This is a genomic window from Haloferax sp. Atlit-109R, assembly GCF_003665865.1.
Taxonomy (GTDB): Archaea; Halobacteriota; Halobacteria; order Halobacteriales; family Haloferacaceae; genus Haloferax; species Haloferax volcanii.
The window spans coordinates 1,197,437-1,215,395 of sequence record NZ_QPLO01000001.1 but is presented as its reverse complement, the minus strand read 5'-3'; the positions used below and the strand labels follow the sequence as shown (position 1 = coordinate 1,215,395).

Annotated in this window: 20 protein-coding genes; 12 read left to right on the top strand and 8 right to left on the bottom strand. The window is 68.5% G+C overall.

The features are described 5' to 3' along the window. Positions 1 to 29: 29 nt before the first annotated feature. The 4 genes from DVK03_RS06375 to DVK03_RS06360 form a co-directional block, all read right to left on the bottom strand. Positions 30 to 743 carry a hypothetical protein gene (locus DVK03_RS06375; protein ID WP_004063646.1) on the bottom strand — a complete coding sequence of 238 codons (714 nt, stop codon included), beginning with the start codon at positions 741 to 743 and terminating at the stop codon, positions 30 to 32. A 157-nt stretch (positions 744 to 900) separates the two neighbouring features. After that, positions 901 to 1,326, bottom strand: coding sequence for a universal stress protein (locus tag DVK03_RS06370; RefSeq protein WP_006600367.1), 426 nt, complete (start codon positions 1,324 to 1,326; stop codon positions 901 to 903). Between the two features lie 106 nt (positions 1,327 to 1,432). Beyond that, positions 1,433 to 2,584 carry a pyridoxal phosphate-dependent aminotransferase gene (locus tag DVK03_RS06365; protein WP_115802485.1) on the bottom strand — a complete coding sequence of 384 codons (1,152 nt, stop codon included), beginning with the start codon at positions 2,582 to 2,584 and terminating at the stop codon, positions 1,433 to 1,435. Then, the gene (locus DVK03_RS06360; protein ID WP_004043674.1) at positions 2,581 to 3,066 is read right to left on the bottom strand and encodes an Lrp/AsnC family transcriptional regulator; all 486 of its coding nucleotides are present in this window, start codon (positions 3,064 to 3,066) and stop codon (positions 2,581 to 2,583) included. The genes DVK03_RS06365 and DVK03_RS06360 overlap by 4 nt, the downstream gene beginning before the upstream one ends. Before the next feature lie 136 nt (positions 3,067 to 3,202). Here DVK03_RS06360 and DVK03_RS06355 point away from each other — a divergent pair, with 136 nt between their 5' ends. After that, the gene (locus tag DVK03_RS06355; protein ID WP_006600369.1) at positions 3,203 to 3,832 is read left to right on the top strand and encodes a PH domain-containing protein; all 630 of its coding nucleotides are present in this window, start codon (positions 3,203 to 3,205) and stop codon (positions 3,830 to 3,832) included. Next, positions 3,829 to 4,425, top strand: coding sequence for a PH domain-containing protein (locus DVK03_RS06350; RefSeq protein WP_115802484.1), 597 nt, complete (start codon positions 3,829 to 3,831; stop codon positions 4,423 to 4,425). Before DVK03_RS06355 ends, DVK03_RS06350 begins: the two co-directional genes overlap by 4 nt. A 45-nt stretch (positions 4,426 to 4,470) precedes the next feature. Here the strand turns inward: DVK03_RS06350 and nhaC are convergent, their stop codons facing one another. Further along, positions 4,471 to 5,928 (bottom strand): Na+/H+ antiporter NhaC, encoded by a 1,458-nt coding sequence (gene nhaC / locus DVK03_RS06345; RefSeq protein ID WP_115802483.1) that lies wholly within the window; start codon positions 5,926 to 5,928, stop codon positions 4,471 to 4,473. Positions 5,929 to 6,157: 229 nt separating this feature from the next. On the opposite strand from nhaC, the gene DVK03_RS06340 reads away from it, so the two are divergent. From DVK03_RS06340 to DVK03_RS06310, 7 genes are all read left to right on the top strand, one after another. Continuing rightward, positions 6,158 to 7,954 carry a BatA and WFA domain-containing protein gene (locus tag DVK03_RS06340; protein WP_115802482.1) on the top strand — a complete coding sequence of 599 codons (1,797 nt, stop codon included), beginning with the start codon at positions 6,158 to 6,160 and terminating at the stop codon, positions 7,952 to 7,954. After that, positions 7,954 to 10,410: a vWA domain-containing protein gene (locus DVK03_RS06335; protein WP_006600373.1), complete on the top strand. Its 2,457-nt coding sequence runs from the start codon at positions 7,954 to 7,956 to the stop codon at positions 10,408 to 10,410. The genes DVK03_RS06340 and DVK03_RS06335 overlap by 1 nt, the downstream gene beginning before the upstream one ends. Then, the gene (locus DVK03_RS06330) at positions 10,407 to 11,030 is read left to right on the top strand and encodes a DUF4200 domain-containing protein (RefSeq protein ID WP_008611328.1); all 624 of its coding nucleotides are present in this window, start codon (positions 10,407 to 10,409) and stop codon (positions 11,028 to 11,030) included. Before DVK03_RS06335 ends, DVK03_RS06330 begins: the two co-directional genes overlap by 4 nt. Then, positions 11,023 to 11,946: a hypothetical protein gene (locus tag DVK03_RS06325; RefSeq protein WP_115802481.1), complete on the top strand. Its 924-nt coding sequence runs from the start codon at positions 11,023 to 11,025 to the stop codon at positions 11,944 to 11,946. Before DVK03_RS06330 ends, DVK03_RS06325 begins: the two co-directional genes overlap by 8 nt. Then, on the top strand, positions 11,939 to 12,955 hold the full coding sequence (locus tag DVK03_RS06320; RefSeq protein ID WP_004043682.1) for a MoxR family ATPase: 1,017 nt from the start codon (positions 11,939 to 11,941) through the stop codon (positions 12,953 to 12,955). Before DVK03_RS06325 ends, DVK03_RS06320 begins: the two co-directional genes overlap by 8 nt. 7 nt (positions 12,956 to 12,962) lie before the next feature. Next, positions 12,963 to 13,853: a DUF58 domain-containing protein gene (locus tag DVK03_RS06315; RefSeq protein ID WP_115802480.1), complete on the top strand. Its 891-nt coding sequence runs from the start codon at positions 12,963 to 12,965 to the stop codon at positions 13,851 to 13,853. Positions 13,854 to 13,935: 82 nt separating this feature from the next. Beyond that, a complete protein-coding gene (locus DVK03_RS06310; protein ID WP_115802479.1) occupies positions 13,936 to 15,174 on the top strand; it encodes an MFS transporter in 1,239 nt (412 codons plus the stop codon). Between the two features lie 41 nt (positions 15,175 to 15,215). On the opposite strand, the gene DVK03_RS20010 is transcribed toward DVK03_RS06310, so the two are convergent. Continuing rightward, positions 15,216 to 15,368 (bottom strand): hypothetical protein, encoded by a 153-nt coding sequence (locus DVK03_RS20010; RefSeq protein ID WP_188148263.1) that lies wholly within the window; start codon positions 15,366 to 15,368, stop codon positions 15,216 to 15,218. Positions 15,369 to 15,518: 150 nt separating this feature from the next. Between DVK03_RS20010 and DVK03_RS06305 the strand changes: the two genes are divergently transcribed. After that, positions 15,519 to 15,965: an ester cyclase gene (locus DVK03_RS06305; protein WP_115802478.1), complete on the top strand. Its 447-nt coding sequence runs from the start codon at positions 15,519 to 15,521 to the stop codon at positions 15,963 to 15,965. A 36-nt stretch (positions 15,966 to 16,001) separates the two neighbouring features. Here the strand turns inward: DVK03_RS06305 and DVK03_RS06300 are convergent, their stop codons facing one another. After that, a complete protein-coding gene (locus DVK03_RS06300; RefSeq protein WP_004063678.1) occupies positions 16,002 to 16,199 on the bottom strand; it encodes a hypothetical protein in 198 nt (65 codons plus the stop codon). A gap of 197 nt (positions 16,200 to 16,396) precedes the next feature. Between DVK03_RS06300 and DVK03_RS06295 the strand changes: the two genes are divergently transcribed. Beyond that, positions 16,397 to 16,822, top strand: coding sequence for an EamA family transporter (locus DVK03_RS06295; RefSeq protein WP_115802477.1), 426 nt, complete (start codon positions 16,397 to 16,399; stop codon positions 16,820 to 16,822). An 81-nt stretch (positions 16,823 to 16,903) separates the two neighbouring features. After that, positions 16,904 to 17,467, top strand: coding sequence for a thioredoxin family protein (locus tag DVK03_RS06290; RefSeq protein WP_115802476.1), 564 nt, complete (start codon positions 16,904 to 16,906; stop codon positions 17,465 to 17,467). Between the two features lie 42 nt (positions 17,468 to 17,509). Here the strand turns inward: DVK03_RS06290 and DVK03_RS06285 are convergent, their stop codons facing one another. Continuing rightward, positions 17,510 to 17,938, bottom strand: a complete 429-nt coding sequence (locus tag DVK03_RS06285) for an RNA-binding protein (RefSeq protein ID WP_004063682.1) — start codon at positions 17,936 to 17,938, stop codon at positions 17,510 to 17,512. Between the last annotated feature and the right edge of the window lie 21 nt (positions 17,939 to 17,959).

Sequence of the window (17,959 nt, the reverse complement as noted above, 5' to 3'; positions counted from 1 at the left end):
AGGTGAAAAGCGTACTGGTCGTGCGAGATTCACGACTCCAACGGAAACCAGCCGGAGGAGGCGTCTCGCCGCCGGAGATGCCAGCGCTGGCGAGCCTCCGTGCCCTCGACGTCGAGTTCGACGACGGCGTCGAACAGCGGTTCGAGCAGCCGGGTGCGCTCGTCTTCGCGGTCCCCGGGCGACCAGACGTGGACCATCCCGTTTCGGGCGCGGACGTGGTTGGTCATGACGTGGAGGAACCGAAACACCTGGTCTCGCTGGTACCGCGAGAGGAGTGACGGCAGGCAGTCGAACGCGACGCGGAGTTCGGCCGGAGAGAGCCCGCCGGAGAGGCTGTCGAACTCGGTCACGTCGTTGGCGAGTTCCGCACCGAGCTGACCGAGACCGCCGCCAACCCGGCGCTCGTAGGTGTCCGCAGCGGTCGGCACGGCGTCGGGAGACGACGATGCCGCCGCGCTCCGTTCGAGCGTCGAGTACCGAACCACGCGCGTCCACTCTTTGGTGCGCTGGATGTCGTCGTCGAGTCGGTCGGCGAGCGGCGTCGAGTCGTTGAGAACTAACAGACGGCGTCGCGGCTCGTCGGGGGCACCGAGCATCTGTTTGGACGCGCGCGAGTAGAGTTCAGTCGGGACCGACCCGACGACCAGAAGCGCGCTCCCTCGCCGCTTGAGGTCGTCCAGTCCGAGTTGAAACGTGGACGCGTCCTCGGTCACGGCGATGTCCGTGTCACCTCCCGAATCCATTCGTATTGCACGACGAAAGCGCATTTAATAATACTTTGCGTGTTGGTCTCTCGAACCGTCCCAACGGTGGCCAGCGTCGATGACGCGCTCGGTCAGCGATATCGCGGTGTGTTTCGGCCGGTCGAGCCGTCGTGGCCGCTTCGCCCCGACGACCCGACTACTCGGCTGCGCGGACCGTCAACACGGGAACCGGCGCGGCCCGGACGACGCGCTCCGTCACGCTCCCGAGCAGCACGCGCTCGACGCCCGTCCGTCCGTGCGTCGCCATCACGATGACCTCGACGCCGTGTTCGGTCGCGTAGTCGAGGATTGCGTCGTGCGGTGCGCCCCGCCGGACGACGCCGTGCGTCTCGATACCGCGGCGTTCGCCGCGTGCTTCGACCTCGTCGACGACGCGTCGGCCCTCCCGTTCGAGCGTGTCGAGGACCGTGCCGCCGACAACACCCGCGCTGTCCCGCGTCGTGTTCACGACGAACAACACGTGTACCGTCGCGTCGAACCGATCCGCGAGGTCGAACACGTGCGGCATCGCCTGTTCGGCCGCCGGACTCCCGTCGACGGGGAGCAGGATTTCGTCGTACATCACTGACCGTACGCGTCCCATCCGTGTGAATGCTTCGCATACTCATGGTGGCGCTCGTTCGGAAAAAAGCGGGTGACGGGGTCGAGTCGGGTGTCGCCCGGTCGATTCAGTCGCTGACGTACGCCTCGATGCGGTCCATCGCCTCGCGGAGTTCGCGCATCCCCGTCGCGTAGGAGACGCGGAGGTGGCCCGCGCCGCCCTCACCGAAGACGCTTCCCGGGACGAGCGCGACGTTCTGTTCTTCGAGGAGGCCCTCGGCGAACGCCTCGTCGTCGCCGTCGGGGGCCTCGGGGAAGACGTAGAACGCGCCTTTCGCCTCGAAGCAGTCGAGTCCCATCTCCTCGAAGCGGGCGAGGACGAACCGCCGGCGGCGGTCGTACTCGCGGCGCATCTCCTCGACGGAGTCGTCGCAGGACCGCAGCGCTTCGAGCGCCGCGTACTGCGCCGTCGTGGGCGCGGAAAGCATCGCGTACTGGTGGACCTTGTTCATCGCGTCGATGGCCCCCGCCGGAGCCATGGCGTAGCCGAGGCGCAGTCCGGTCATCGCGTAGGCCTTCGAGAAGCCGTTGAACACGATGGTCCGCTCGCGCATGCCGGGGTGGGTGGCGATGGAGGCGTGGTCGTCCTCGTACCGGAGGTCCGAGTAGATCTCGTCGGAGAGCACGACGAGGTCGTGGTCCCTGACGAACGAGGCCACGTCGGCGAGTTCGTCGTCGGTCATCACCGCGCCGGTCGGGTTGTTCGGGTAGCAGAGCACCAGCACGTCGGCCTCGTCGGCCCCGGCGGCTTCGAGCGCCTCGGGCGTGAGTTTGAACTCGTCTTCGGCGCGGGTCGGCACCGGGAGCGGTTCGCCGCCGGCGAAGATGGCCCCCGGCGTGTACGAGATGTACGACGGCTGGGGAATCGCCACCACGTCGCCGGGGTTGACGAACGCCCGGAACGCGAGGTCGACGGCCTCGCTCGCGCCCGTCGTGACGATAATCTCGTCTTCGGGGTCGTACTCCTGCCCGTAGCGGGTGACGCGCTCCGAGATGGCCTCGCGGAGTTCGCGCATCCCGCGGTTCGACGTGTAGGAGGTCTTGCCGCGTTCGAGCGAGTCGATGGCGGCCGTCCGGGCGGCCCACGGCGCGGAGAAGTCGGGTTCGCCGACGCCGAGAGAGATGACGTCGTCGACCTCCTCGGCGAGTTCGAAGAACTTCCGAATGCCCGACGGCGGCACCTGTTCGACGCGGTCCGAAAGCTGGTCGCCGAGCGTCATGGCGACACTGAGAGCCGGTCGTCGTCGTCGCCGTCGCCGAGTTCGATGCCCTCCTCCTTGTAGGAATCCATCACGAAGTGCGTGACCGTCTTCGTGACCTCGGGGATGGGGGCGATGCGCTCGGAGACGAAGTTCGAGACGGCGTGCATCGACGCGCCTTCGACCTCGATGAAGAAGTCGTAGTCGCCGGAGACGAGTCGCAGCGTGGCGACCTCGGGGAACCGCGCGATGCGGCGGGCAATCTCCTCGTAGCCCGTCTCGCGGTCGAGTTCGACGTCGACTTCGACCTGCGCGCGAACGTGTTCCTCGTCGACGCTGTTCCAGTCGACGACCGCCTGGTAGCCGCGGATGACCCCGTCGTCTTCGAGTTCTTCGAGCGCTGCTGCCACTGCTTCGGCGTCTGCGCCCAGCTGGCGGGCGATGTCATCTACGCTCTCGCGAGCGTCGTGACGCAGCAAGTCGAGCAGTGACTGCTTGTCCATGGACAGTCCGTTGCAGGCATCGGTAAAATGGTTTGCCCAACCGGGTGGAATTGTCATGTTGGTTGATACCGTTACTCACTGGCGGCGGCCGCAGCCGGCGGAACACTATTCCATCGCCGGGGAAAACGTGTCAGCGATGGATACCGAGTTCGATTGGATTACCCTCGACGACGACGAAGAGGTTCTCTGGGCCGACACCCCGCACCCGTACAGCCTCGTGCCCTCCTTCATCGTCGGCGTCCCGCTGTCGTTCGTCCTCGTGGGCATCCCGCTCCTCGTCGGGTCGTATCTCTCGCACAAGAACACGAACTACGTCGTCACCTCAGACGCGCTCTACCGGAAGACGGGCGTCCTCTCCCGGAACGTCCAGCGCATCGAGTTCGACAAGGTGCAGGACACCTCTTACAGCCAGACGTTCCTCGGCGGACAGTTCGGCTACGGCTCCGTCGACATCAGCACCGCCGGCGGAAGCGGCATCGAGATGAGCTTCCAGAACGTCGCCGACCCGCAGTCGCTCCAGACGCTCGTCAACGAGCGAATCAAGCGCCGCTCCGGGTCGGAAACCGACGCAGAGGGGAAGGCGGCCGTCCTCGACGACATCCTGACCGAACTCCGCGCGATTCGGCAGGCCGTCGACGGCGAGGGCGGCGTCGCGGGCGATGATGCGGGCGACGAACCCGACGCCGTCCCCGACCCCGACGCCGCAGGCGACGACGCGCTCGAACCGAGCGACTTCGAGTTCGACGCGACGACCGACGAGCGATGACGGGCGGCGATTCGAGCAACGGGGGCTCGACTGTGGCCGAATCGTCCGAGGAAACCGTCGCGGCCATCGACGACTGGCTGGCACGCGGCGACGACGAGACCGTCCGCTGGGAGGGTCGGCCGCGGATACAGACCGTCATCCCCGCGGCCGTCGTCGGGCTCGCCGTCGTCGTCGTCGCGGCCGTCGCGGCCGCCGCGAACGACGCGCCCGAACTCGCGGTCGTGGGCCTCGTCGGCCCGCTCCTGCCCGCGTGGTCGTACCTCCGGGTCACCAACACGCGCTACGTCGTCACCGACCGGGCGCTCTACCGGAAGACGGGCGTCCTCTCTCGGACGGTCCAGCGCGTCTCGCTCGACCGCGTCCAGAACAGCGCGCTCTCGCAGGGCGTCACGGGGTCGTGGTTCGGCTACGGGACCGTCTCGGTCGAGGCCGCGGGCGGCGGCGCAATCCGGTTCGAGGACGTGGACGACCCCGGCGCTCTCCGCGACCGAATCGAGGGCCACGACGACCGCGACGAACTCCCCGGCACGGTCGAGCAGTGGGCCGCCGTCCGCGACGAGGTGCGGGCGCTCAGAGCGGCGGTAGAGCGGTAAAAAAGCGCAGGTCGGTTCGATACCGCGGCGCGAGTTTTCGTCGCGTCAGTCGTCGTCCGCCGCCGGAGCGGCGGGACCGGGCTGTGCCGCGCTGTTGCCCGAGAAGCCGACGCCCGCGAGGACGAAGGCGAACAGCACGAGCGGCGAGAGGTAGCCGAAGAAGTAGTACTGGGCGTACTGGAGCGTCGAGACGCCGAGGACGCCGGCCATGTACGCGCCGCCGGCGTGCCACGGGAGGAGCGCGCCGGTCGGCGTCCCGGCGGACTCGATGGCCTGCGAGAGGTCCGAGCTGTCGAGGCCGAACTCGTCGTAGGTGTCGCGGAGCGTCATGCCTGGGACGACGATGCTCATGTACTGCTGGGCGGTGAGCGCGTTGGTCAGCATCGCTGAGATGCCGGTCGAAGCGACGAGCAGACGCGGGCTCTGGATGCCGCGCTGAAGTCGGTGAGCGAGGACGGCGAGGACGCCCGTCTGTTCGAGTAGACCGCCGAGCGTCAGCGCCGCGACGACGATGGCGATGGTCCACGCGGAGCCGGAGACGCCGCCGGACGCGAGCAGGCTGTTGACGAGTTCGGAGCCGGTTTCCGGGCCGGTGCCGCTCATGAACGTCTGCCACGCCGTGACGAACGACGCGCCCTGCACGAGGATGCTCGTGAACGCGCCGGCGAACGCGCCGGCGAGGAGGACGGTCAGCGCGGGGTAGCCAGCCGCGGCGAGGCCGAAGGTGACCGCGAGCGGCAGGAACGCGAGGAGCGTGGTGTCGTAGGTGGAGGCGAGCGCGGTCTGAATATCGGCGATTTGGCCGGCCGGAATCGTCCCGGTGATGCCGAGGCTGAGGACGACGAAGCCGACGAGCGAGAGGCCGAACGCGACGGCCGTTCCGTTTCGCATCGCGCGGATGTGGTCGTAGAGGTCGGTGTTCGTGACGGCGGCGGCGAGATTCGTCGTGTCCGACAGCGGCGACTGCTTGTCGCCCGCGTACGCGCCGGTGAGAATCGCGCCGGCCGTCATCGGTTCCGGGACGCCGAGCCCCGAGCCGATGCCGATGAAGGCGACGCCGAGCGTGCCGACCGCGGTCCACGACGAACCGATGGCGAAGGTGGCGATGCCGACGAGGAGCGCCGTCGCGGGCAGGAACACCTGCGGCGACAGCAGGTCGAGGCCGTAGTACATCAGCGTCGGAATCGTCCCCGCGGCGACCCACGTCGAGACGACGCCGTAGATGGTAAACAGGATGAGAATCGCCTGTAACCCCATCGCCAGACTGCGTTCGATGCCCTCGTAGAGGTCCTCCCAGGTGTAGCCCCAGACGAACCGACCGAGGAGGCCGACCAGCGCGATACTCCAGATGAGCGGGATGTGCGGGTCGAGCCCCAGCCACGCCGACCCGAGACCGAGGAAGGCGACGAGTCCGAGCACCGGAACGAGCGCCTGTTTCAGCGACGGACGCTGGTCCGGGGCGATGTCGTCGTACGACCGCGGTGTGTACCTATCAGTTCCCATCGTAGCTCAACAAATAACTTTAGAGCATAAAATTGTGTCGTGTTATGATTCAAGTGCATTGTTATGCAATGACGTACTTTTAGTTGACAATATAATATCCGACAGTAATTATTCGGAGGGTGGTCACGGGCGGTTGCGCCGAACAGTCGCGCATTCCGATAGGTCGATAATACGGAACGTGTCAACGAGTAGGGAAACAGCCATACCGGAGGCGCGCCACGGGTCGGGCATGGCCCTCACCGAGTTCTTCTTGTTCCCCCTCGGGTTGGTCGCCCTCCTGGGGGCAGTCCCGCTCGTCATCCTCTATCTGCTCCGGCCGGAACCGGTCCGGCGCACCCTCCCGACCTTCCGGTTCCTCGCGGACGCGGCGGGGCGAAGCGCTTCGAACCCCATCTTCGACCGGTTGCTTCGGAGCCTGCTCCTCCTCATCCAACTGGTCGCGCTCGTCGCGCTCGTCGGCTCGCTGGCGACGCCGTACGTGCTGGTTCCCGAGTCGGAGACGGTCCAAGAGACCGTCCTCGTCGTGGACACGAGCGCGAGCATGGGCGTCCGCGACGGCGGCGGGACGCGATTCGACAGCGCCCTCGCCGCGGCGCGAGACGAGGTGTCCGGCACGACCTCGGTCGTTGCGGCGGGCGCGAACGCGGACGTAGTGCTCCGCCGGGGGAGCGCGACCGACGCCCGCGCCGCCCTCGACGGCCTGCAAGCGAGCGACGCGCCGGGTGACCTGCGCTCCGCGATTACCGCCGCCGCCTCCGTCGCCGGCGAGGACGCCCGCGTCGTCGTTCTGAGCGACTTCGCGGACGACTCGCCGTGGAGCGACGCGGTCCGCGAAGCCCGCGCCCGCGGCCTCGTGGTCGAACTCCAGCAGTTCGCGGGCGGCGGCGCGGGCAACGTCGGCATCGTCGACCGGCGCTTCTCCGGCGCGAACGTCACCGTGACGGTGAAGAACTACGGCGACTCGGCGGCGACGCGGACGCTCTCGCTCGCCGGAGCCACCCGAGAGGTCCGCATGGACCCCGGTGACGTGGCGACCGCGACGCTCCCGGTCCCCGCGGGCGGCGGGCGCGTCGAACTCTCACCGGGCGACGCCTTCCCGACCGACGACGCGCTGTACGTCGCGGCCCCCGGGGACGCCTCGGTGGACGTGCTCGTCCTCACGAACGACGAGAACCGATATCTGACGGCCGCGCTGTCGGTCATCCCCGAGGTGTCTTTGACCGTGGACAACCCGCCGACGGCCGTCTCGACGAACTACGACGTGGTTATTTACAGCAACGTCAACCCCGGTCGGCTGCTCGCGGGCAACGTCGAGGCCGGCCGCGAAATCGTCGCCGACGGCGGCGGCGTGGCGATTCAGGCCCAAGAGGAATCGCCGAGCTACGGCGACCTGCGGCTCGTCTCGCAGGGAAGCGTCGAGACGAATCCGACCATCGGGACCGTCGAGAGCCACCCGATAACCCGCGATATCACCTTCCCGCCGCCGACCGAGTACGTCGCGGGCGACCTCCGGTCCGGCCAGTCGCTCGTGAACACGACCGACGGCACCTCGCTCGTCGCCGTCGAGCGCCGCGGGGCCGGCCGCGTCCTCTACTACGGCTTCATGGAGGACAGTTCCGCGTTCAAGTACAACTACCAGTACCCCGTGTTCTGGAAGCGCTCGGTGTTCTACCTCGCCGGGCGCTCGACGCTCTCCGAGTTGAACCGGGCGACCGGCGGGTCGCTCGCGGCGGGCGCGAACCGGACGGTCGAGACGCCCGCGGGCGAGGCGACCGGCCCGGAGGTCCGCCTCGACGACGCCGGCTTCTACCGCGTCGGCGACGAGCGGTTCTCGGCGTCGCTCCTCAGCGAGACCGAGTCCGACGTGGCCGCCGCGCCGCTTGACGGCGAGTCGGCCCCCTCGGACTACCCGACGCGGGTCGAAGAGCGCGAGGTTCCGGACCCGCTCACCGAGTGGGCCGCGCTGGTCGCGCTCGCGGCGACGATGGTCGAGTTGGCCTACCTGCGCCGGCGGGGTGACCTCTGATGGCGGCGCTCGGGTCGGCGTCGGCCGTCCTGCCCGCGCTCGACGCTGTCGCCGCCACGACTCCCGCCGCCGCGACGACGCCCCTCGCGTGGACGGTCGAGGCCGCCGGGCGGACGCTCGGCCTCCAGCGCCCGCTGTTCCTCGTCGCGCTCCCGGTGGCCGCGCTCCTCGCGTGGGCGCTCATCTTCCGCGGGGCCGACGGGACCGCAGGCGGGCGCTCCCGGCGGCTCCTGTTTGCGTCCCGGCTTCTCGTCGTCGTCCTCTTGGTCGTCGCGGCCGCGGGACCGTACACCGTCGCGACCCGGATGACCGACGGCGACCCGCAGGTGACGCTCCTCGTCGACGACTCCGACAGCATGGCCGTCACCGAGGACGTGGCGTCGCAGCTCGCGTCGGACATCGAAGACGAAGGCGTCCCCGTCACCACCTCGACCGTTGCCCGCGGCGGGTCGTCGCCCATCGGTGACGCCGTCGCGGCAAACCTCAGGCCGAACGGGACGGTCGTCCTCGTCTCCGACGGGCAGGTCACCTCGGGGCGGAGCCTCGCGTCCGCGACGACGCTCGCCCGCGACCTCAACGCGACCGTGAGCGCGGTCGGGGTCGAACCGACCGAGACCGAACAGTACGTCACCGTCAGCGGCCCGTCGAAGACTAGCGTCGGCGTCGAGAACTCCTTCCTCGCGCAGGTCGACGGGGTCGTCCCCGACGACGTCGAGACCGCGACCGTCGAACTCGTCGTGGACGTCGACGGCGAGGAGGTCGCCCGCGAGACGGTCACCACCACAGACGGCATCGAGTTCTCCCGGACGTTCGAGACCACCGGCACCCACCGCGTCACCGCCCGCATCGACGGCGACGACCGCTTCGAGACGAACGACGTGTTCCGCAAGACGGTCCGCGTGGTCGAGCCCCCGAGGGTGCTGTACGTCTCCCGCGGCGACTACCCGTTCCGCGACTACCTCTCGCAGCTGTACGACGTGGAGACCGCCGAGACCGTCCCCGCGGACCTCTCGTCGTACCACGCCGTCGTCCTCCAGGACCTCCGCGCCGAGGACGTGGGCAACACCGACTCGCTCCAGCGGTTCGTCATCGACGGCGGCGGCCTGCTGACCGTCGGCGGGCGCAACGCGTTCGAAAACGGCGGCTACGACGGGTCGAGCCTCGCGTCGATGCTGCCGGTCACGACCGGCGAGGGCGCGTCCCAGCAGACGAACCTCGTCTTCGCCATCGACGTCTCCGGTAGCGCGGAAAGCGGGATGCGCGTCCAGAAATCGGTCGCGCTCGACGCGCTCGACCAACTCGGCGACGAGAACCGGGTCGGCATCGTCGGCTTCAACTACCGCGCCTACGACGTCGCGCCGCTCCGCCCGCTCGGGCCGAACCGCGAGTCGACCGCCGACCTCATCCGTCGCCTCGAGTCCGGCGGCGCGACCGACATCGCCGTCGGCCTCGACGGCGCGGCTCAGCAGCTCGGCGACAGGCGCGGGACGATTATCCTCATCAGCGACGGTCACGACCGGTTCCAAGACGCCGCGACGCTCGCGGACCAACTCGGTCGCGACGGGGTCAGCGTCATCACCATCGGGACCGGGCCGAACCCGAACGAACGGACCCTCCGAGCCATCGCGCGGGCGTCCGGCGGGAACTACCTCAGAGCCGACGAGACCGACCGGCTCCGCATCCTCTTCGGCGGGTCGAACCGCCAGTACGCCGGCGACGGCCTCACGGTCGTCGACCAGAACGACTTCGTCACCGCCGGGGTGGAGCTGACCGCGAACCCCGGCAGCGTCAACGACGTGTCGGTCAGGAGCGGCGCGAACTTCCTCGTCGCGGCCGACGACGGCACTCCCGCGGTCGCGTCGTGGCGCTACGGGCTCGGTCGCGTCGCCACCGTCACCACTTACGCGGGCGACGGCACGCTCGACGGCCTGCTCCAAAGTCCCGACTCGCTCCTGCTCACCAAGTCCACGAACTACGTCATCGGTGACCCCGAGCGGAAGGCGTCCGGCGTCGCCGAGGTGTCGGACACCCGGGTCGACCAGTCGACGACCGTCGTCTACCGCGGCGGCGAGCGCCCGCGGGGCGTCGAGGGACTGCGCTTTTCGGCGGTCAGCCCCGGCGTCTACGAGGCGACGGTCGTCCCCACCGAGACGGGCTATCGGGACGTGCTCGACACCGCCTTCGCCGTGAACTACCCCGTCGAGCACGCCGGGTTCGGCCGGTCGGCCGCGCTCGAAGCCGCCGTCTCCGACAGCGGCGGGACGATGTACGGCCCCAACGACGCGGCCGAAATCGCGGCCTCAGCCCGCGACAACGCCGCCGGCGTCCAACCCGTGCGCGACGACTGGGCGGTCGCGTTCGTCGCCGCCGCGTTCCTCCTGTATCTCATCGAGGTACTCGCCCGGCGTCTTCAAGTGTATCGGGGTCGAACGCAAAGTGAAGGTGGTCTGATATGAGTGTCCTGGGTCGGTCCCTGAACCTCGGTCTCGTCGTCATCGTCGTCCTCCTCACCGCCGGAACCGTCGGCGCGACGATGTTCTACCAGTACTCGGTCGATTCGCTCGACCAACAGAACGAGCAGTTGCGCGAGCGAAACGCGGCGCTCGAAGAGAACCTTTCGCAAACCCGACAGAACCTGTCGGCGACGCGGACGGAGCTACGGGAACTGAACGACAGCCTCGAACGCACCCGAGGTGACGTGTCGCAGGTCTCCGACAGCCTCGAAGACACGGAGTCACAGCTGTCGTCGACGCAAAACGAGCTGTCGTCGACGCGGGACGAACTCCAAGAGACCGAAAGCAACCTCGAAGACGCCCGGAGCCGAATCAGCGAACTCACGGCGACGCTCGACGACCTCGAAGAACAGCGCAACCGCCTCGAAAACCAGATTGACGACCTCGAAACGGATAACGAGGAGCTCGAAGCGACGAACGACCGACTGGAGAACCAGATTGATTCGCTTCAGTCGGAGGTCTCCCGCCTCGAAGACCGGGTCGACGAACTCCGGGCCGAACTCCGGCAAGCCTGTGCCGGCTACCAAGACGGCAACCAACCGGCGGTGTGTAGCGATGTCTGAAACGACCCCCGACGACGCCGCCGCCGACGAGAGAGGTTCGCCCGACGACGCGGGAGCCGCTCGCCGCGAGGAGATGGCCGACGCCGTGAGCGAGGTTCGCCGGGAGGCCGCGAAGGCCGCCGTCGTTTCCAGCGTCGTCGACGCCGCGGTGGCGACGCTGTTGGCGAACATCGCGTTCCGGGTCGTCGAACTCCCCGTCCGGTCGTCGGTGTCGCTCGGCTTCCTTCCGCGGGTGGACCCGGCCGTCTCGGTCCACGTCGCCGTCCCGCTCGCCCTCGCGGTGGGCCTCCTCGTCGGCGTCGCGGAGTACCTCATCCTGATGCGGGTGCCGGCGGTCGAGCAGTTCGAGGAAGTGAACCCGTCGGTCGCCGAGGCGCTGCGGACCGCCCGCGACCTCGTCGCCGACGACGGGAACCCGAACCGCGACTCGCGCATGTCGGTCGCGCTCTACGACGACGTGCTGGCCCGCCTTCGGGAGTCGTCGTCGGTGGAACTGCTGCCGACCCGCCGCATCGTCGGCGCGCTGCTCGTCGCGTTGCTCCTCTCGGCGGGGAGCATCCAGGTCGCCATCTCGGACATCCAGTTCGAGGGACTCGCCGGCGAGACCACCCCGTCGGGCGACCTCCCCGACGCGTCCGACGACGAGACGCAGCTTCAAAACGGCAGTTCCATCCTCGGTGACCCCGAGGACGTGGCCGCCGGGTCGGAGCAGTTGAACGCCACTGTCGCCGGAACCGGCGGTAGCGGCGACGGCGACGGACCGGAGTCGGCGGCCGCGGCCTACGACTCGACCGGCTACGGCGGCGACAGCGCCGTCGAGAGCCAGCGCGCCGGCTATCTCGCCGACGACACGCTCGAAGAGGCCGACCTGATTCGCGACTACACCTTAGAGATACGAGAGAACGAAGATGAGTGACAACCCAGACCGATTCGGAGACGACGGACAGCGAACCGCGGTCGACGGCGACGCCGCGGTCCCGACGGACGACGACCTCAGCATCGAGGAACTCCAAGCGAGCGTCGGCGCGGTCAGAGACGAGGTCGGAAAGCGCATCATCGGCCAGCACGACGTGGTCGAGCGACTCCTCGTCTGCGTCCTCTGCGACGGCAACGCGCTGCTCGAATCGAACCCCGGACTGGGGAAGACGACGCTCGTGCGAGCCCTCTCGGACGCGACGGACCTGGGGTTCTCGCGCGTGCAGAACACGCCCGACCTGATGCCCTCGGACATCACGGGCACCGAAATCATCCGCGAGACGCCGGAGGGCCGCGACTTCGTGTTCGAGCGCGGCCCCATCTTCGCCAACGTCGTCCTCGCCGACGAGATAAACCGCGCGACGCCGAAGACGCAGGCCGCGCTCCTCGAAGCCATGCAGGAAAAGCAGGTGACCGCCGCGGGCGAGACCTACGAGCTTCCGGACCCGTTTTTCGTCCTCGCCACGCAGAACCCAATCGACCAGGGCGGCACCTACCCGCTGCCGGAGGCGCAGACCGACCGCTTCCTGATGAAGATTCTCGTCGACTACCCCGAGTTCGACGAGGAGCGGACCATCGTCAAGCAGTACGCCGAGGGCGGCGAGTCGCCCGAGGTCGAGCGCGTCCTGCCGCGGACGCACCTGCTCGCCGCGCAGCAACTCGTCCGGCAGGTACCCATCTCCGACGACATCCGCAACCGGACTATCGAACTGGTCCGCAGCACCCGCGAGGACGAGCAGGTCGAGTTCGGCGCGAGCCCCCGCGCGAGCATGGCGCTCGTGCTCGCCGCGAAGGCGCGGGCGTTCGTCCACGGGCGCACTCACGTCTCGTGGGAGGACGTGGTCGAGATGGCCCCGCCGGTCATCAGACACCGCATCATCCTCGACTTCCGGGCGGAGCGCGAGGGACTCGACCCCGACGACGTGATTCAACGGCTGTTGAACGAGTGACCGAGCGATGATAGACCCCGGCTTCCTCGACGAACTCGACCGCTTCGACACCTCGCTGAAGCGCGTCTCGAACGCCCAGCGGCAGGGCGAACAGGAGTCGCCGGACGTGGGCGAGGGGCTCACGTTCAGCGACCACCGCCGGTACGCCGCCGGCGACGACCCGCGGCTCATCGACTGGAAGGTGTACGCCCGGACCGAGGAGCTGTTCATCAAGCGGTTCGAGGCCGAGCGGAACCTGACGGTCCACGTCCTCCTCGACGCCTCGGCCTCGATGGACTTCGGCGAGGCCGACGCGAACAAGTTCGAGTACGGCGCGAAGCTCGGCCTCGGCTTCTGCCACCTCACGGCCGAGGAGAACAACGACTTCCGGTTTTCGCTCCTCGGAGATTTGCCCGACCGCATCGACACCGACGCGTCGAGCCGCGGCGAGGTGCTCCGACTGGTCGAACGGCTCAACGAGACGACGCCCGGGGGCGACGGCGACATCACGGCCGCGCTGTCGACGTACGCCGAGACCATCCACTCGCGGTCGCTCGTGGTCGTCGTGAGCGACCTGCTTTTCGACCCCGACGATGTGGCTTCCGGCCTCGCCGCGCTCGCGCGAAACGACGTGCTCGTCGCGCAGGTGCTCACCCCGGACGAACTCGACCCCGAGGCGACGGGCGACGCCATCTTCGAGGACCCCGAGTCCGAGGCGACGCGCCGGACCTACTTCGGCGGGTCGGCGGCGCGGCAGTACACAGACCGGCTCCAGCGCCACCTCGCGGCGGTCGACGAGCGGTGTCAGGCGCTCGGCATCGAGCGCGAACTCGTCGACACCGGCGCGGAGTTCTTCGACACGTTCGCCGACCTCTGGCTCGGCGCGCGACTCGGCGGGGAACGGCGCGGTGGCGGCTGACCGCGGTGACAGCTGACCCACGCGCCGGACCACCGTCGCCGCGGACCGCGGGCTTTTCACGAATCACCCCCCATTGACCGGTGTGACGGAGACACAGGAGCGCCGCGTGGTCGGTCTCGTCGCCGGCTCGCACGTCGTCAACCACGCCTATCTGGTCGCGCTCGCGCCCGTCATCGACCTCGTCGCCGACGACTTCGGCGTGAGTATCGCCGCCGTCGGCCTCGCCATCGGCGTCCAAGGCGGCGTCGTGACGCTCCTGCAACTCCCCTTCGGCTACCTCTCCGACGCGCGAAGCCGGACGCTCGTCCTCGCCATCTCGCTCGGGTTCGGCGCGGCTGGCATCGTCGCGACCGCGCTCGCGCCCTCGTACCCGTGGCTCCTCGCATCACAGGCGCTCCTCGGCGTCGGCATCGCGGGCCACCACCCCGCGCACTACCCGCTTTTGGCGACCGCCTCCTCGGAGACGAACCGCGGGCGGGCGTACTCGCTGCACGCCCTCGGCGGGTCGCTCGGCTTCGCCGTCTCGTACGCCATCGCCGCCGGCGTCGGCGCGCTCGGGTTCGGCTGGCGCTGGACCGTCGCGGGCATCGCCGTCTTCGGCGCGGCGTTCGCGCTCGTCGCGCTCCCGGTCGCCCGCGGCTTCCCCGAGCGAATCCGGAAACCGGCGGCGGAGGACCGCCCGTCGTCGCGCCCCACGCTCGCGGGGATTCGGCGGGGCGCGTCGGAACTCCTCTCGTCGTCGGGGCTGATGGGGCTCGCGCTCCTCTCGTTTCTCACTTCGGCGGCCGCGTGGTGCATCCGGACGTACTCGCCGCAGTTGCTCACTGCCGGCTACGGCCTCGCGCCGGGGACGGCGAACCTCCTCGTCTCGGCGATGCTCGTCGTCGGCGCGGGGACGATTCTCGTCGGCGGCGCGCTCACCGACCGGATCGGCCCCGGCACCGTCGCCCTCGGCGGGTACGCCGCGCTCGCCGGGCTGGCGGCGCTCCTTGCGACCGGGTCGCTCCCGCTCGCGCTCGTCGCGTCGATTCTCCCCTTCAGCGGGACCATCAGCGTCTCCCGGCCCGCGCGCTCGACGCTCGCGGACCGCCTCTCGGAGCGCGCCGACCTCGGGAAGAACTTCGCCGTCGTCACCGTCGGCATCTCGCTCGGCGGGGCCGTCGCGCCCCCGGCGTTCGGGGCGCTCATCGACCTCGCCGGCGTGCGCGTCACCTTCGGCGTCGTCGCCGTCCTCGGCCTGCTGTCGTTCGGGCTGACCCGGTGGCTCCTCGGCCGGGTCGACGGGTCGGCGCGACGGCCGCAGGCGACCCCGAGCGACTGAGAGCGGCGCGTTCGTGCGCGGCGGTCCCCCGGGCGTCGCGCTCAGTACTCCTCTCCTCGTCCCACGAGCACCCCGAGCGCGATGCCGACGACCGCGCCGAAGCCGGCACCGAACGGCCCCAGAAACGCGAAGCCGGCACCGCCGAAGACGAGTCCCGGAACGAACACCGCAATCGGGGAGACGCGAGTCGTCATACGACGGGGGTTCTGACGCCGAGCCCATAATCTCATTGACGCTTCGAACTCGCCGGTGGTCGGGTCGTCATTCCCTTCCCCGGCGACGTTCGTGAGAGCAAGAATCCATAACTAAGCCGCTGTCGGCCGTCTCTCCGGACGGTGGTGGAAATGGCAGCAACATCCGAGCGAGAACAACAGCACCGAGACTCGTTCATGCGCGTGGCGGACGAACTGTGGAACAAACGCGACTACGAGGTCATCAGAGAGGAGTACGACCCGCTGGTCGAGGTCCACGCCTTCTCTGACCCCGACGGCATCATCGGGACCGACGCGGTCGAAGAGTGGGCGCGGCGGTACCACGACGCCTTCTCCGACTTCCACGTGGAACTGTTCGACGTGACGGCGCGGGACGACCGCGTCTACGGTCGGTATCGGCTGACCGGCACCCACGACGGGACGCTCCGGAGCGCTCGCGGCGACATCCCGGCGACCCACCGCAAGATGGACACGTGGGGCATCGTGGAAGCGCGCTACGAGGGTGGACTGTGCGTCGAGGAGTGGAACAGCACCGACAGCATGTCCATGCTGTCACAGCTCGGCGTCGCGCCCGAGTGAACCGGCCGAGTCGCGAAAAACAACCGTTTTTGGTCGCTATCCGGACCACTCGCCGCGGACGTCGTCGGCGACCGCATCGCGCCACATGCCGAACCCCTGTTGACAGATGGGGCTCTCTTCGAGGTGGTCCATGAACCCCTCTCCTTCGCTCTCCAGTTCGTCGAGGCAGAACGGACACCGAGTCGGGTCGTCCCACGTGTGCGCGATGACCGAGGGTTGTACTTCCTGAGACATACGCACCAATACGCGATAATACTTGATAAAAATTTGGTCGATGGCGCTATCTAGTCTCATTTGTCTATCTCCGGGGAGAATACATACTCGATTCTAAATCGAGTGATATCGGGCCGTCACCGTGTTATCGCGGTTCACTCCCGTCGGCTTGCGGTCGAATCGTAACCCTATACACGACTCGGGGCGGCGTTCTACCCGTGAACTATCTCTCGTGGGCGGTCGTCGCGCTCGGGGCCTACTCGCTCGTCGCGCCGCTGATGAAAGTGGCGACGACCGGCCAGGCCAAAATCCCGAGCGACGTGGCCGCACTGGTCGCTAACGGCGTGCTCGTCGTGGGAACCGTCGGGGTCATCGTCGTCTCCGGGCAGAGCGTCACGGACTCGGTCATCAGCCCGAAACTTCCCTACGTTCTCGCCGCCGGTGCCTGCCTCGCGGTCGGCATCCTCTCGTACTACCGGGCGCTGGCGCTCGGCCCCGTCTCTATCGTCGCTCCCATCTTCGGGATGTTCCTCGCGATTTCGTCGGTCGTCGGCATCGTCGCGCTCGGCGAACCGCTGACGGTTCGCAAGGTGGCCGGCATCGGCTTCGCGGTCCTCGCAATCGCCCTCGTCTCCATCGACTGAGGGGCGTCTCGGAGCCGCCGAAGGCGACGCGGAACTGCCGCGGGCCAACCGCTTTTCATGTTCGCGGGCCAACGTGGCGACATGGTACTGCTCGAATCCGACTCCGAACTCGAACGCGGCGACGCCGCCCCCGACTTCGAACTCCCCGGCACCGACGGCGAGACGTACTCCCTCTCGTCGTTCGCTGACTACGACGCGCTCCTCGTCGTCTTCACCTGCAACCACTGTCCGTACGCGAAGGCGAAGTTCGAGGAGCTGAACCACCTCGCCAGCGCCTACGACGACCTCGCGGTCGTCGGCATCAACCCCAACGACGCCGAGGACCGCCCCGAGGACTCCTTCGAACGAATGCAGGAACTCGTCGCGGACGGCACGATTGGGTACACCGCCTACCTCCGCGACGAGTCGCAGACGGTCGCCGCGGAGTACGGCGCGGTCTGCACGCCCGACCCGTTCCTCTTCGAGAACACCGGCGACGGCTTCGAACTCGCGTTCCACTCCCGCATCGACGACGCGATGAGCCCCGACGACGAGGTGTCCGACTACGAGATGCGGACGGCCGTCGAGGCGCTGCTCGCCGGCGACGACATCCCCGTCGAGGAGTACCCCTCGCAGGGCTGTTCCATCAAGTGGAAAGACGAGTAACACAGCGAAATCGGAAGCGATTCGACCGGCTCGCGGACGACCCTACTCGTCGCCGAGGAGGGCGTCGCGGGCGTTCTCCACCGCGGCTTCCTTCTTCGCCGGGTAGGCCTCGACTTTCGCGCGGAGGGTGAGCCCCCCGCCGCGGCGGGCCTCGCCCTTGAACGCGGCCTGTTTGTCCAGCCGCAGGAAGAACTCCGTGTTGTCCGTGACGCGCTGGTCGAGTTCGTCGAGGAGCGTCTCGAAGTCGGGGAGGTCGCGTATCTTGTCGAGGACGTGCCGCACGTCGTTGGCGCGCTCGACGCGCGCGGAGAAGACGATGATGCGGTCGCCGTGGTGGCCGGTGCTCTCGACGCGGTCGACGTCGAACTCGTCGGGGAGGAACGTCCGAAGCGCCTCCTCGACCCGTTTTTCGTCTTCCGTCTCGTAGCAGAACGTTCGGAGGTCGATGTAGTGGAACGGAACGCGTGGCATGGTGGGTCTGAGAGGCGTCGG